General features: G+C 74.8%; 8 protein-coding genes. 3 read left to right on the top strand and 5 right to left on the bottom strand.

Annotated elements, in window-relative coordinates:
* Positions 1-74 precede the first annotated feature (74 nt).
* Positions 75-1,535, top strand: coding sequence for an MFS transporter (locus RMN56_RS21245; protein ID WP_313719270.1), 1,461 nt, complete (start codon positions 75-77; stop codon positions 1,533-1,535).
* 76 nt (positions 1,536-1,611) lie between these two features.
* On the opposite strand, the gene RMN56_RS21240 is transcribed toward RMN56_RS21245, so the two are convergent.
* On the bottom strand, positions 1,612-2,397 hold the full coding sequence (locus tag RMN56_RS21240; protein WP_313719269.1) for an SGNH/GDSL hydrolase family protein: 786 nt from the start codon (positions 2,395-2,397) through the stop codon (positions 1,612-1,614).
* Positions 2,398-2,599: 202 nt separating this feature from the next.
* On the opposite strand from RMN56_RS21240, the gene RMN56_RS21235 reads away from it, so the two are divergent.
* On the top strand, positions 2,600-4,135 hold the full coding sequence (locus RMN56_RS21235) for a M1 family metallopeptidase (RefSeq protein ID WP_313719267.1): 1,536 nt from the start codon (positions 2,600-2,602) through the stop codon (positions 4,133-4,135).
* 231 nt (positions 4,136-4,366) lie between these two features.
* On the opposite strand, the gene RMN56_RS21230 is transcribed toward RMN56_RS21235, so the two are convergent.
* From RMN56_RS21230 to gltB, 3 genes are all read right to left on the bottom strand, one after another.
* Positions 4,367-5,926 (bottom strand): MFS transporter, encoded by a 1,560-nt coding sequence (locus RMN56_RS21230; RefSeq protein ID WP_313719265.1) that lies wholly within the window; start codon positions 5,924-5,926, stop codon positions 4,367-4,369.
* A gap of 213 nt (positions 5,927-6,139) precedes the next feature.
* Positions 6,140-7,648 (bottom strand): glutamate synthase subunit beta, encoded by a 1,509-nt coding sequence (locus RMN56_RS21225; RefSeq protein WP_313719263.1) that lies wholly within the window; start codon positions 7,646-7,648, stop codon positions 6,140-6,142.
* Positions 7,641-12,305, bottom strand: a complete 4,665-nt coding sequence (gltB, locus tag RMN56_RS21220; RefSeq protein ID WP_376787213.1) for a glutamate synthase large subunit — start codon at positions 12,303-12,305, stop codon at positions 7,641-7,643. The genes RMN56_RS21225 and gltB overlap by 8 nt, the downstream gene beginning before the upstream one ends.
* Before the next feature lie 146 nt (positions 12,306-12,451).
* Here gltB and RMN56_RS21215 point away from each other — a divergent pair, with 146 nt between their 5' ends.
* A complete protein-coding gene (locus tag RMN56_RS21215; RefSeq protein ID WP_313719262.1) occupies positions 12,452-13,297 on the top strand; it encodes a GNAT family N-acetyltransferase in 846 nt (281 codons plus the stop codon).
* A 61-nt stretch (positions 13,298-13,358) separates the two neighbouring features.
* Here the strand turns inward: RMN56_RS21215 and RMN56_RS21210 are convergent, their stop codons facing one another.
* Positions 13,359-14,546: an FAD-dependent oxidoreductase gene (locus RMN56_RS21210; protein WP_313719261.1), complete on the bottom strand. Its 1,188-nt coding sequence runs from the start codon at positions 14,544-14,546 to the stop codon at positions 13,359-13,361.
* Positions 14,547-14,549: the final 3 nt, after the last annotated feature.

Here is a 14,549-nt window from a genome sequence, read left to right as displayed (position 1 = left end):
GGGCCGCCACCGTCGCCCATTCGCGCGAGCGGCCCGCCCGGAACACCCTCGTCCCACGAACGGGAGCCATTTCCGTGATCGACACCGTCCGGCGCGACTCGCGCCGGTTGACCTTCCTCGTCCTCGCCGCCGGCGCCGGCTTCTTCGCGATGCTCCAGTCGCTGATCACCCCGGTGCTGCCCACCATCCAGCACGACCTGCACACCTCGCAGAACACCGTGACCTGGGTGCTCACCGCCTACCTGCTGTCCGCGTCGATCTTCACCCCGGTCCTCGGCCGGGTCGGCGACATGGTCGGCAAGGAGCGGACCCTGGTCGTCTCGCTCGCCGCGCTCGCGCTGGGCTGCCTGCTGGCGGCCGTCGCCCCGAACATCGGCATGCTCATCCTCGCCCGGGTCGTCCAGGGCATCGGCGGCGCGGTGTTCCCGCTCTCCTTCGGGATCATCCGCGACGAGTTCCCGGCCGCCCGGGTCAGCTCGGCCGTCGCGGCGATCTCGGCGATCGTCGCCGCCGGCGGCGGCCTCGGCGTCGTGCTGGCCGGACCGATCGTCGCCACCCTGGGCTACCGCTGGCTGTTCTGGATCCCGATGGTGGTCGTCGGCCTGACCGCGGTCGCGGCGCACCGGTTCGTACCCGAGTCGCCGGTGCGCACCCCCGGCCGGATCAGCTGGCCGGGCACCCTGCTCCTGTCCGGCTGGCTCGTCGCGCTGCTGCTGCCGGTGAGCAAGGGCGCCGCCTGGGGCTGGACGTCCGGCCGGGTGATCGGCCTGCTGGCGCTCGCCGGGGTGCTCCTGGCCGGCTGGCTGGTGGCCGAGACCCGCGCGGCGAACCCGCTCATCGACATGCGGATGATGCGCCTGCCCGCGGTCTGGACGACCAACCTGGTCGCCCTGCTCTACGGCGCCTCGATGTTCGCCGTCTACGCCTTCCTGCCGCAGTTCGTGCAGATCCCCAGCAGCGCCGGGTACGGCTTCGGCGCGAGCATCACCCAGGCCGGGCTGCTCATGCTGCCGATGCTGGTCGGCATGTTCGTGGCCGGCCTCGTCGCCGGCCGGCTGGCGGCCCGGTTCAGCGCCAAGGCGCAGCTGACCACGGGCGCCGTGTTCAACGTGCTCGCCGCCGCGATGCTGACCGTCGCGCACGACACCCGCTGGGAGATCGGCGTGGCCGGCGGCCTGGTGGGGGTCGGCATCGGGCTGGCCTTCGCCTCGATGGCCAACCTGATCGTGGCCAGCGTGCCGGCCCGCCAGACCGGTGTGGCCACCGGCATGAACGCCAACATCCGCACCATCGGCGGCGCCATCGGCGCCGCGGTGGCCAGCAGCGTGATCACCGCCCACCCGCAGGCGACCGGGCTGCCCCGGGAGGCCGGGTTCACCATGGGCTTCCTGCTGCTGACCGGCATCTCCCTGGCCGCCGCGCTGGCCGCCCTGGCGGTCCCCTCCGGTCGCCGGGCGGTGCGGGGACGGCGCGGCCAGCCGTCGGCGCGGAGCACCGAGCCGGAGCTGACCGGCGAGCTGGTGACGGCGCGCTGACCGGGCCGGACACCTCTCACACACCGGCGGGCGGCCGGCGGTCCATCCCGGACCGCCGGCCGCCCGTCGCGTCGGATCAGCCGATCGCGGCGGTCAGTGCGGCCAGGTAGCCGCGGCGGTAGCCGTCGGCGTCCGGGTGGTACGCCTCGATGAGCCCGGACACGTCGTTGATCCACGGGTCGGCGGCGCAGACGCCGTGGCCGGCGAAGAACGGCCGGGCGTCGACGAAGGTGGCCCCGGCCGCCCGGGCCCGGTCGGCGATGACCGTGGCGAGCAGGTCGGCGGCCTGGTTGAGGATGGTCCGCTTGTAGGTGCTCATGGCCAGCAGGCCGCAGTAGCCGGTCTCGAACAGCCGCGGGTAGCCGAGCACCACGAGCCGGGCGTTGGGCGCCCGGTTCCGGATGGCGGCGTAGGTGTTGTCGAGCCGGCCGGGCAGGGTGGTGGTGGCGAAGGCCCGGCTGTCGTTGACGGCGTTCTCGCAGCTCGACGTGCTGCCGAAGCGGCAGCTCGTGATGACGTCGGCGAAGCCGGCGTCGTTGCCGCCGATGGTCACGGTGACCAGGGTGGTGCCGGTGCTCAGCGAGTTCACCTGGCTGCCGATGACGTCGGCGGTGACCGCCCCGCCGCAGGCCGGGAACTTGAAGCTGGTGACCGCGTGCGCGGCGGCCCAGAGCGGGGCGTACGACTTCTGGCTGCGCAGGCAGGTGGACAGGTCGTACGGGCCGGCCCCGACGCCGGAGGAGTAGGAGTCACCGAGGGCGACGTAGTTGACGGTGGCCGCCCGGGCGACGCCGGGGACGAGCACGGCGCCGAGGACGGCCGCGAGGAGTGCGGCCAGGGCGGTGCGGACGCGACGGGACATGACAGGACCTCCACGGGACAGGGGTGGTGGAGCCCGTAGACCGCGCGCGTGGCCAGGGGGTCGGTGCTTGTTACTAGTCGGTAATGGTATCGAAACATCGGCATAAATTGAATAGCGCCGGGAGGCCTTCCGGGGGAGACGGGTTCATCGACGTCGATTAGGTTGGGCGGTGCGTACTACCCCGATGGAGGGAGTCCACCTCGTGCGACGCGCTCTCACGGCGGCCATCGCCGCCCTGACCGTCACCACCGCCGGCACCATCGTGACCGGCGCCCCCGGCCAGGCCGCCCTACCGGGCTGGGGCCGGCCGAAGCCCGCGGCGGCCGCCCCGACCCCGGGCAGCCCCGGGCTGGGCGACAGCTACTTCCCCGACTACGGCAACGGCGGCTACGACGTCGGCCACTACGACATCCGGCTGCGCTACGAACCGGCCACCGACCGGCTCAGCGGCACCACCACGATCCTGGCCACCGCCACCCAGGACCTGTCCCGGTTCAACCTCGACTTCGTCCTCGGCGTCGAGTCGGTCCGGGTCAACGGCTGGTCGGCCGGCTTCACCCGGCAGGGCGCGCACGAGCTGGTGGTCACCGCGCCCCGGCCGGTCCTCAAGGGACAGCAGCTCACCGTCGTGGTGAAATACGCCGGCGTCCCGTCCGAGACGCTGGTCCAGGGCTACACGGGCTGGACCCGGGTCGCCGACGGCGCCCTCGCCGTCAACGAGCCCGAGTCGGCCTGGTGGTGGTTCCCCAGCAACGACCACCCGAAGGACAAGGCCACCTGGGACATCTCCGTCTCCGTGCCCACCGGCCTCGAGGTGGTCAGCAACGGCGTGCAGCCGCGCGCCCCGCTGCCCGAGGCCGGCAACCGCACCCGGTGGAGCTGGCGCAGCGTGAAACCGGGCGCCACCTACCAGGCGTTCCTCGCCATCGGGCAGTACGACATCGTCACCGACACCGCGCCGAACGGGCAGCCGGTGTCCAACGCGTACAGCACCACGCTGGGCGATCTCGGGCCGGCCGCCCGGGCCAGCATCGAACGCACCGCCGAGATCGTCGACTGGGAGAGCGGCGTGTTCGGGCCGTACCCGTTCGAGGCGCAGGGCGGCGTGGCGGGCCCGATCGACGGCATCGGCTTCGCCCTGGAGACGCAGAGCCGCCCCGTCTACGGCCCCAGCTTCTGGCGGCGCGGCGCCAACACGTCGGTGGTGGTGCACGAGAACGCCCACCAGTGGTTCGGCGACTCGGTCTCGGTCGCCGAGTGGCGCAACATCTGGCTGAACGAGGGCTTCGCCTCGTACGCCGAGTGGCTCTGGTCGGAGGAGCAGGGCGAGGGCACCGCCCAGGAGCTGTTCGACTTCACCTACGCCAGCTACCCGGCCGACTCGGAGTTCTGGCAGGTCCTTCCCGGTGACCCCGGGGCCGGCGCCATCTTCGACGACGCGGTCTACGACCGGGGCGCCATGGCCCTGCACCAGCTCCGGCTGGCCGTGGGCGACGAGGCGTTCTTCCGGATCCTGCCGGCCTGGACCGCCGAGCACCGCTACGGCAACGGCACCATCGCCCAGTTCCAGGCGCTCGCCGAGCGGATCTCCGGCCGGGACCTCGACGCGGTCTTCACGACCTGGCTGTTCACCGCCGGGCGCCCCGAGGTGGCCACCACGGCCCGCACGGCGCTCGCCCCGGCGCAGCCGAAGTCGTGGACGAAGATCCGGGAGGCCCACCGGCTGCTCAAGCACTGACCGGCACCGGTCGGGGGCCCGCTCCACGCGGCCAGGAGCGGGCCCCGGCCGGTCAGGCCGGCACGGGAGTGACCGTGGTCGGCGCCGCCGCCTCGACGGCCCGGATGTGCCGGTACGCGAACCAGAGCGGCGGGAACGCGCCGACCGCGAAGGAGAGGTCGACCAGCGTCCAGAACCAGGGGATGTCCCGTGCGTTCGCCGGTCTCGACCAGTCCCGTGCGCCGTGCCGGGTCAGGCGGCCGGGCAGCCGTCGCGGTGCGCGTACGGCGACCGCAGATCGGTCCAGCGGGAGCGGCGCCGGCCCCGGTGGGGCGCGCAGGCCGCGCAGTCCTGGGCCGCGCGGGCCGCCCGGCTGGACCGGAGCCGGCCGGCGCCGGGACGCGCGCCGGCCGGGGCGCCGGGAAGCACCACCGGGGAGGCGCCGGCCAGGACCGTCGGCCGGGGCAGCACCGCGGCGTGGACGGCGCCCAGGCCCGCGCCGGCCGGGCGGACGACCCGGGCGGCGGTGGCGGCGACCCGGCGGACCGGGCGGGCGGCGGGCGCGGCCAGCACCCGGGTGAGCCGGTGCCCCAGCCGGCGCTCGCGCAGCCGGTCCAGGGTCACCCCGGCGGCCGCGGTGGCGACCGCGGTGACCGTGCCGGCCAGCACCAGGGTCTGCCGGGGGCCGGCGTGCTCGGCGAGCCAGCCGAGCAGCGGGGCGCCCACGGCCGCGGAGACCGAGCCGGTGACGGCCAGGGCGGCCAGCACCCGGCCGCGCATGGCGTAGTCGGTGTCGAGCTGGGCCCGGGCGCCGACCGTGGTGTCGATGACCACCGCCGCGGCGGCCACCGGCAGGATCACCGCGGCGAAGCTCAGCGTGCCCGGGGCCAGCCCGGCGACGATCTGCAGCCCGCTGGCGAGCAGGCCGGCCCCGATCAGCACCGCGTAGCCGAGGTCGGCGCGGCGCGCCGCGAACAGGGCGCCGAGCACCGTGCCGACGGCGAAGACGGTGGACAGGAGGCCGTAGCCGGACGCGCCGCCGTGCAGCGGGCCGTCGCTCATGGCGGCCATGGTGACCTGGTAGTTGCGGCCCAGGCTGCCGAGCACGACGGAGAGCGCGAGCGCGACCAGCACCACCGGCTGGCGCCTCAGGTAGCGGAAACCGGCCCGGATGCCGCCGTCGGCCGCGGCCGCGTCGGCCGCCGCCGGCTCGCCGGCGTGCCGCTCCCCCTCGCGTACGGCGAACAGCGCCACGACGACCGCGACGAAGCTGACCGAGTTCGCGGCGAAGAGCAGCGCGGGGCCGACCGCGGCGACCACGACGGCGCCGAGGCTCATGCCGAGGATCCGCCCGGCGGAGTTGGTGAGCGAGCCGAGCGCCAGGGCGTTGCCGAGGCTCTCCCGGTCCACCAGGGTGGAGGCCCAGCGGCCCATCACCGGCCCTTCGATCGCCGACACCGCGCCGGTGGCCAGCGAGATCGCGAAGATCGCCGGGAGACCGCCGGCGCCGGTGACGGCCACCACGGCCAGCCCGGCGGCGAGCAGCGCGTGGGCGGCCTGGGCGCCGATCAGCAGCGGCTTGGCGGGCAGCCGGTCGGCCAGCGCGCCACCCCAGACGCTCAGCACCAGGGTGGGCAACGCCTGGAGCAGGACGGTGAACCCCATCGACGTGGCCGACCCGGTCTCGGCCAGCACGTACCAGTTGACGCCGAGGACCTGCATCCAGGTCCCGATGACCGACACGAATCCGGCCGCGGCCCAGATCCGGTAGTTGCGGTGGCGCAGCGCGGCGAACGTGGCGCCGAGGGCCATGAGTGTTTCCCCGTCCAGACGGTGACACGACGAAGCCGGACCCCCGCGGGTCCGGCCAGCGCACAAGTCTGGCCGCGGTCAAACCTCCCGACGACAGTTGGTGAGAGGGTTCACCAACGGGGTAGGGCGGCCCGGGCACTCCGGGCACGAACCGGACCCGGATGCCACGACACCCCGATCCGGGCCGGACCGGGGTGTCGGTGACGCGCCGGGTCAGCGGGCGGCGAGCGGCTGCCGGGCCGGGTCGACCGGCGCGGGCAGGGTGCCGGCCCCGCCCAGGTGGGCGTGGATGGCCGCGGCGGCGGCCCGACCCTCGGCGATGGCCCACACGATGAGCGAGGCGCCCCGGTGCATGTCCCCGGCGACGAACACGCCGTCGGCGCCGGTCTGCCAGTCGGGGCGGGCGTCGACCGCGCCCCGGCCGTTGCGGGTCACCCCGAGCTGGCCCAGCAGCGGCTGCTCCTCGGTGCCCTCGAACCCGATGGCGAGCAGCACCAGGTCGGCCGGGATCTCCCGCTCCGAGCCGGGCAGCGCCGTGACGATCCGCCGGCCGTCCACCTTCTCGACGGTCACCTCGGCGATCCGGACCGCCCGGACCTGGCCGGTGCCGTCGTCGACGAACTCCTGCACCGCCACGGCGAAGACCCGCTCGCCGCCCTCCTCGTGGGCCGGGTAGCTGCGCAGCACCCACGGCCAGGTGGGCCACGGGTCGCGCTCGGCGTCCCGGTCGGCCGGGGGCTCCGGGTAGAGGTCGAGCTGGTGCACGCCGGCCGCGCCCTGCCGGTGGGCCACGCCCAGGCAGTCGGCGGCGGTGTCGCCACCACCGATGATCACCACGTGCCTGCCGGCGGCGTCGATCGGCGTGCCGTCCGGGAGCGTGGCCAGGGCCGGGCCGCCCTCACCCGCCGCCGCGACGACGCGGTTCGCGGCCACCAGGTGCGACATGGCCTGGTGTACGCCGCGCAGCGCCCGCCCCGGCGTCTCCGGGGTGTCCCGGCCCTGCAGCGCGCCGCAGGCGAGCAGCACGGCGTCGTGCTCGGCGCGCAGCTGCTCGGCGGTGACGTCGACGCCGACGTCCACCCCGGTGCGGAAGCGCACCCCCTCGGCGGCGAGCTGGGCCAGCCGCCGGTCGATGTGCCGCTTCTCCAGCTTGAAGTCGGGGATGCCGTAGCGGAGCAGGCCGCCGAGCGCGTCGTCCCGCTCGTACACGGTGACGGCGTGGCCGGCGCGGGCGAGCTGCTGCGCGGCGGCGAGCCCGGCGGGGCCGGAGCCGACCACGGCGACCGACTTCCCGGTCGGGGCCGGCACCGGCTGCGGGCGCAGCCCACCCCGGGCCACCGCGGCGTCGGCGATCTCCACCTCGACCTGCTTGATGGTGACCGGCTGCTGGCCGCCCAGGCCGAGCACGCAGGCCGCCTCGCAGGGCGCCGGGCAGAGCCGGCCGGTGAACTCGGGGAAGTTGTTGGTGGCGTGCAGCGACTCCACCGCGGCGTCCCAGTTGCCGGTGCGGACCAGGTCGTTCCAGTCCGGGATCCGGTTGCCGAGCGGGCAGCCGTCGTGGCAGAACGGGATGCCGCAGTCCATGCAGCGGGTGGCCTGCTCCCGGATCAGCTCCTCGCCGGCAGGCGGGTAGACCTCCCGCCAGTCCATGATCCGCACCGGGACCGGGCGGCGGGCGGGCAACCGCCGGTCGTAGCGCAGGAAACCGTTCGGGTCAGGCACGAGCCACCTCCTGGGCGACCGCCCGCGGGGCGGGCGGCACCGGCGCGGCGGATGGCGCGAGGGCGCTCATCACCGCGTCGTCGACGTCGTGGCCGGCGGCTTCGGCGGCCCGCATGATCTCCAGCACCCGGCGGTAGTCCCGGGGCACCACGGCGGTGAACTCCTCCACCGCCTCCGGCCAGCGCTTGAGCAGCTCCTCGGCGACCGCCGAGTCGGTCTCGGCGAAGTGCCGCTGGACCAGCTCGTGCAGCCGCTCCCGCTCCTCGACGCCCAGCGGCGACAGGTCGACCAGCTCGGCGTTGACCAGCCGCCGGTCCAGCCGGTGCACGAAGGCCGTGCCGCCGGACATGCCGGCGGCGAAGTTGCGCCCGGTCGGCCCGAGCACCACCACCGTGCCGCCGGTCATGTACTCGCAGCCGTGGTCGCCGACGCCCTCGACGACGGCCACCGCGCCGGAGTTGCGCACCGCGAACCGCTCGCCCACCCGGCCGCGCAGGAAGACCTCACCGCCGGTGGCGCCGTACAGGATGGTGTTGCCGGCGATGATCTGGTCCTCGGCGCGCGCGCCCGGGTCGGCGTCCGCGCCGGCGAACGGCGCGGCGGCGTCCGGGCGGACGACGAGCCGCCCGCCGGAGAGTCCCTTGCCGACGTAGTCGTTGGCGTCGCCGTGCAGCCGCAGGGTGACCCCGCGCGGCAGGAACGCGCCGAACGACTGGCCGGCGGTGCCGTGCAGCAGGAACTCGACGGTGTCGTCGGGCAGCCCGGTGCCGCCGAAGCGGCGGGTCACCTCGCCACCGAGCATGGCGCCCACGCTGCGATGCTCGTTGCGCACGGCCACCTCGACCCGGACCGGGGTGCCGTCGCGCAGCGCCGGCTCGGCCAGGGCGATGAGCTCGTTGTCCAGCGCCAGCTCCAGGCCGTGGTCCTGGGCCCGGATGCCGCGCCGGGCCGCGCCCTCGGGCAGCTCGGGCAGGTGCAGCACCCGGCTGAGGTCGAGCCCGTGGCCCTTCCAGTGGTCGATCGCGCCGGCCACGTCGAGCAGCTCGGTGTGCCCGATCGCCTCGGCGATGCTGCGGAAGCCCAGCTCGGCCAGGTAGCCCCGGACCTCCTCGGCCAGGAACAGGAAGAAGTTCTCCACGAACTCGGGCCGGCCGGTGAAGCGCTCGCGCAGCACCGGGTTCTGGGTGGCGATGCCGACCGGGCAGGTGTCGAGGTGGCAGACCCGCATCATCACGCAGCCCTCGACGATCAGCGGGGCGGTGGCGAAGCCGAACTCCTCGGCGCCCAGCAGCGCCGCGACCAGCACGTCCCGGCCGGTCTTGAGCTGGCCGTCGACCTGCACGGTGACCCGGTCGCGGAGCTTGTTGAGCAGCAGCGTCTGCTGCGCCTCGGCCAGGCCCAGCTCCCAGGGGGTGCCGGCGTGCTTGAGCGAGTTGAGCGGGGAGGCGCCGGTGCCGCCGTCGTGCCCGGAGATCAGGATGACGTCGGCCTTGAGCTTCGCCACGCCGGCCGCCACGGTGCCCACCCCGACCTCGCTGACCAGCTTCACGTGCACCCGGGCGGCCGGGTTGACGCACTTCAGGTCGTGGACGAGCTGGGCCAGGTCCTCGATGGAGTAGATGTCGTGGTGCGGCGGCGGGGAGATCAGGCCGACGCCCGGGGTGGCGTGCCGGGTCCGCGCGATCCACGGCCAGACCTTGTTGCCGGGCAGCTGGCCACCCTCGCCGGGCTTCGCGCCCTGGGCCATCTTGATCTGCAGGTCGTCGGCGTTGACGAGGTATTCGCTCGTGACGCCGAACCGGCCGCTGGCGATCTGCTTGACCGCCGAACGGCGCTCCGGGTCGTGCAGCCGCGCGACGTCCTCGCCGCCCTCGCCCGTGTTCGACTTGCCGCCGAGGCGGTTCATGGCGATGGCCAGGGTCTCGTGCGCCTCCGCCGAGATCGACCCGTACGACATGGCGCCGGTGGCGAACCGCTTGACGATCTCGCTGGCCGGCTCCACCTCGTCCAGCGGCACGGGCGGGCGCACCCCGGTGCGCAGCGTGAACAGCCCGCGCAGCGAGCCCGCCCGGGCGGCCAGCTCGTCGACCTTGGCGGTGTACTGCCGGAACACGTCGTACTGGCGGCTGCGGGTGGCGTGCTGGAGCAGGAAGACCGTCTCGGGGTTGAACAGGTGCAGCTCACCCTCGCGGCGCCACTGGTACTCGCCGCCGACGTCCAGCCGGTCGCTCGCCCGGGCGCCCGCGGGCGGCCAGGCCAGCGCGTGCCGGGCGGCCACCTCGGCGTGGATCTCGGCGAGCCCGATGCCGCTGATCGTGCTCGGGGTGCCCCGGAAGTAGCGCTGCACGAGGCGGGTGTCCAGGCCGACCGCCTCGAAGACCTGCGCGCCGCAGTACGACGAGACCGTCGAGATGCCCATCTTCGACATGATCTTCAGGACGCCCTTGCCGAGGGCCTTGACGTAGTTGCGGATCGCCGTGCCCGGCTCCATGCCGACCAGCGCGCCCGTGGAGATCATGTCCTCGACCGACTCGAAGGCCAGGTACGGGTTGACCGCCGCCGCGCCGTAGCCGATCAGCACGGCCGCGTGGTGCACCTCGCGGCAGTCGCCCGACTCGACGATCAGCGCCACCTGGGTGCGGGTCTGCTCCCGCACGAGGTGCTGGTGCACCGCGGCGGTGAGCAGCAGCGACGGGATCGGGGCCAGGTCGGCGTTGGAGTCCCGGTCAGACAGCACCAGGATGCGTACGCCGTCCTCGATGGCCTCGGAGACGTGCCGGCAGATCTCGGTGAGCCGGGCCTTGATGCCGGCGCCGCCGTCGCGGATCCGGTAGAGCCCGGAGACCCGGACCGCCTTGAAGCCGGGCAGGTCGCCGTCCTCGTCGATGGAGAGGATCTTGGCCAGCTCGTCGTTGTCGATCACCGGGTACGGCAGCACGATCTGCCGGCAGCTCGCCGGACCCGGGTCGAGCAGGTTGCCCTCCGGGCCGATGGTGGACGCCAGGCTGGTCACCAGCTCCTCCCGGATGGCGTCCAGCGGCGGGTTGGTGACCTGGGCGAAGAGCTGGTGGAAGTAGTCGTAGAGCAGCCGCGGCCGGGTGGACAGCGGGGAGATCGGGGTGTCCGTGCCCATCGAGCCGAGCGGCTCCGCGCCGTTGCGGGCCATCGGGCCGAGCAGGATCTTCAGCTCCTCCTCGGTGTAGCCGAAGGTCTGCTGCCGGCGGCGTACCGAGTCGTGGGTGTAGACGATGTGCTCGCGCGGGGGCAGGTCGTCCAGCTCGATGATGCCGGCGTGCAGCCACTCCCCGTACGGGCGGGCGGCGGCCAGCTCGGTCTTGATCTCGTCGTCCTGCACGATCCGGCCGTTGACCGTGTCGACCAGGAACATCCGGCCGGGCTGGAGCCGGCCCTTGGCGACCACGGTGGCCGGGTCGAGGTCGAGCACGCCCGCCTCGCTGCCCAGCACCACGAGGCCGTCGGCGGTGCGCCACCAGCGGCCCGGCCGCAACCCGTTGCGGTCCAGGACCGCGCCGACGATCTCGCCGTCGGTGAACGCGACGGAGGCCGGGCCGTCCCACGGCTCCATAAGGCTGGCGTGGAACCGGTAGAAGTCGCGCTTGTCGGCGCGCATGTCCGGGTCGTTCTCCCAGGCCTCCGGGATCATCATGAGCACCGCGTGCGGCAGGCTCCGCCCGGCCAGGTGCAGCAGTTCGAGGACCTCGTCGAAGTTGGCCGAGTCGGAGGCCGCCGGGGTGCAGACCGGGAAGACCCGGCGGATGTTGCCGGGCAGGTGCGGGCTGCGCAACAGCGCCTCCCGGGCCTGCATCCAGTTCCGGTTGCCGCGGATCGTGTTGATCTCGCCGTTGTGCGCGATGAACCGGTACGGGTGGGCCAGCGGCCAGGACGGGAACGTGTTGGTGGAGAACCGCGAGTGCACCAGCGCGATGGCGCTGACCACCCGCTCGTCGGTCAGCTCCGGGTAGAACGCCGGGAGCTGGTCCGGGGTGAGCATCCCCTTCCACACCATGGTCCGACCGGACAGCGACGGGAAGTACGCCGGCACGCCCCGCTCGGCGGTCTCCCGCTCGACCTGCTTGCGCAGGCAAAACGCCACCCGGTCCAGGTCGAGCCCGCTCAGCGGGGAGCCGGCCGGGCCGGCGGGCCCGTCGGTGAGCCGGTGCGCGGCCAGGAAGAGCTGCCGGACCCGGGGCATCGCCGCGAGGGCGGTCTCGCCCAGGCCGGACGGGTCGGTCGGCACGTCCCGCCAGCCGAGGATGTCGGCGCCCTCGACCAGCGCGTACTTCTCCACCACCCGGCGGGCCCGCGCCTCGGCCGCGTCGTCGTCGGGCAGGAAGACCAGGCCGGTGGCGTACTGGCCGGCGGGCGGCAGCGGGAACTCGACGACCGCGCGCAGGAACGCGTCCGGCACCTGGATCATGATGCCCGCGCCGTCACCGGTGTTGTGCTCCGCGCCCCGGGCGCCCCGGTGGTCCAGCCGGCAGAGCGCCCCGAGACCGTTCGCGACGACCTCGTGCGAGCGCCGCCCGTGCAGGTCGGCCACGAAGGCCACACCGCAGGCGTCGTGCTCGTGCGCGGGGTCGTAGAGCCCCATGCTCGGCCGGGCCGGCTGGGGGCGGAGAGGGTACGGAAAGGCCACCGGGCCTCCTGTCGTCACTCAGGTTCAAACACGGTGGGGACGACGTCGGCCCTCGGGGGTTTTATTGAGTCTACGTTAGGGCGTCCGGCACAAGGCCAGTTCAGATTGATCACACTTCCAGCATCTGGGACATGTAGTCTCGCGCGGTGGATGCCGTACGCACTGACGTGCTCGACCGGTTGGAGCGTTTCTACGACGCGGTGCCCCGCGACGGGTCCCGGACGGAGGAACACGGCGGGCTCGTGCTGTTCGTCCGGGACGGCGCCGGTTGGCCGTTCTACGCCCGCCCCCGGTTGGACGCCACCGAGCCGCCCGCGCTCGCCGACGTGACCGCGGTCCGGGCCCGGCAGCGGGAACTGGGCCTGCCGGAGGCGTTCGAGTGGGTGCACGAGGTCACCCCGGACCTGCTGGCGGTGGCCCGCTCGGCGGGGCTCAGCGTGCTCGAGGCGCCGCTCATGGTGCTGGAGCCCGACCGCCTGCCCGACCCGGCGACGCTCAGCGACGTACCGGTGCGGGTGCTCGACCCCCGCGATCCCAGCTTCGCGGCGGACGTGGCCCTGCGCCGGGCCGTCGCCGCGGTCGGCTTCTCGCACGGCGGCACCGCCCGGGGCGAGGCCGGCCCGGCCGAGCGGGACGCCGCGGTCTCCCGGCTGGACGTGGCCGCGCTGGACGAGGAGGCGGTCCGCATCGTCGACGGCCGGCGCATCTCGGTGCTCGCCGGCACGCCGGACGAGGGGCCCTTGGCCAGCGGGATGGCCATGCGGGTCGGCGACGTGGCGGAGATCGCCGGGGTGGCCACCCTGCCGGCGGCCCGCCGGCGCGGCCTGGGCGCCGCGGTGACCGCCACCCTGGCCCACCGGCTGCGCGCCGCCGGCACCGACCTGGTCTTCCTCTCCGCCGGCAGCGAGGAGATCGCCCGGGTCTACCTGCGGGTCGGCTTCCGCCGCGTCGGCACCGCCTGCATCGCCGAGCCGACCGCCGTGGTCGGCTGACGCCCGCTCCGCGCGGGCCGTTCCGGGGCGGCGCCGTGCCGCGCCCCAGGGCGTCGACCGGTCAGGCCGGCGGGTGCCAGGAGGCGGCGGCGGTGGCGGCCGTGTTGCGCAGCCGCGGGCTGATCGTGCCCAGCGCGGCGTCGCGGGCGCGCAGCGCCAGCCGGCCCCGGGTCTGGAGCACCGCCGACATGCGGCGGGTCTGCCGCACCATGGTGGCCGCGCGGGGCCGGCGCAGCCGGTCGTAGCCGGCCACCGCGTCGGGGAGCCGGGACTCCCGCAGCAGCGCCGACAGGGTGGCCGCGTCCTCGAAGGCCAGGCAGGCGCCCTGCCCCAGGTGCGGCGGCATGGCGTGCGCCGCGTCGCCGAGCAGCACCACACCGCCCGGCCCGGCCGGGAACCCGTACGCCCGGGGCAGCGGGCGCAGCTCACGGATCTCCTGCTGCACCAGGTCGGCCGGGTCGGTGGCGTCGAGCAGGGTGGCGATCGGGGCGGGCCAGCCCGCGTACCAGCGCTTGAGCAGGGCGAGCTGCGTCTCCGGCGGCTCGGGGCGGGGCGCGCCGGCGGCGGTGGCCACCCAGTAGATGCCGCCCCGGCGGGAGGCGCCCGCGGTGCCCCGGTCGCCGAGCGAGGCGGCCACGAAGCGGTAGCCCGCGCCCAGCGTCTCGCCGTGCACCGGCTGGTCGGCGGGGAGCTGCGGGGCCCGGTACCAGGGGATGACGGCCCGCCACGCGGCGCAGCCGGAGCTGACCACGGCCGTCTCCGGGGCGAGCTGCCGGCGGATCTCGCTGTCGGTGCCGTCGGCCGCGACCACCAGGTCCGCCTCGACGGTGTGCCGGCCGTCGCCGACCGCGGGGCGCTCGCCGGGCACCGCCCGCACCGTGCGCACGTGCACCCCGGTGCGCAGCTCCACCTGGTCGCCCAGGCCGGCGATCAGCGCGTCGTGCAGGTCCTCCCGGTGCACCACCACCGGCATCCGCTCCGCGGGCGTGGGGCGGGGCTGCACCAGCCAGTGCCCGTCGGGGCGGCGCACGCCGCCGTCGGGCAGCGGGGTGGCGATCGCGTCCAGCCCCGCGCCGAGGCCCAGAGCGCGCAGCGCGCGTACCCCGTTGGGCCAGAGCACCACGGCGGTCGTCTCCGGACGGACCCGGTCGGCCCGTTCGAGGAGGGTGACCCGCCAGCCGGACCGGGCCAGCGCACCGGCCGTCGCCAACCCGCCGAGGCCGGCGCCGACCACCACCGCGCTCCGCATGAC

It is taken from the genome of Micromonospora halotolerans (genome assembly GCF_032108445.1).
Classification (GTDB): Bacteria; Actinomycetota; Actinomycetes; order Mycobacteriales; family Micromonosporaceae; genus Micromonospora; species Micromonospora halotolerans.
Note: the sequence above shows the minus strand (reverse complement) of the source record. Positions and strands in the feature narration are given on the sequence as shown.

Excerpts from the sequence above, each read along its gene's own strand:
- RMN56_RS21230 (WP_313719265.1), bottom strand. The coding sequence starts at position 5,926 with ATGGCCCTCGGCGCCACGTTCGCCGCGCTGCGCCACCGCAACTACCGG.
- RMN56_RS21210 (WP_313719261.1), bottom strand. The coding sequence starts at position 14,546 with ATGCGGAGCGCGGTGGTGGTCGGCGCCGGCCTCGGCGGGTTGGCGACG.
- RMN56_RS21240 (WP_313719269.1), bottom strand. The coding sequence starts at position 2,397 with ATGTCCCGTCGCGTCCGCACCGCCCTGGCCGCACTCCTCGCGGCCGTC.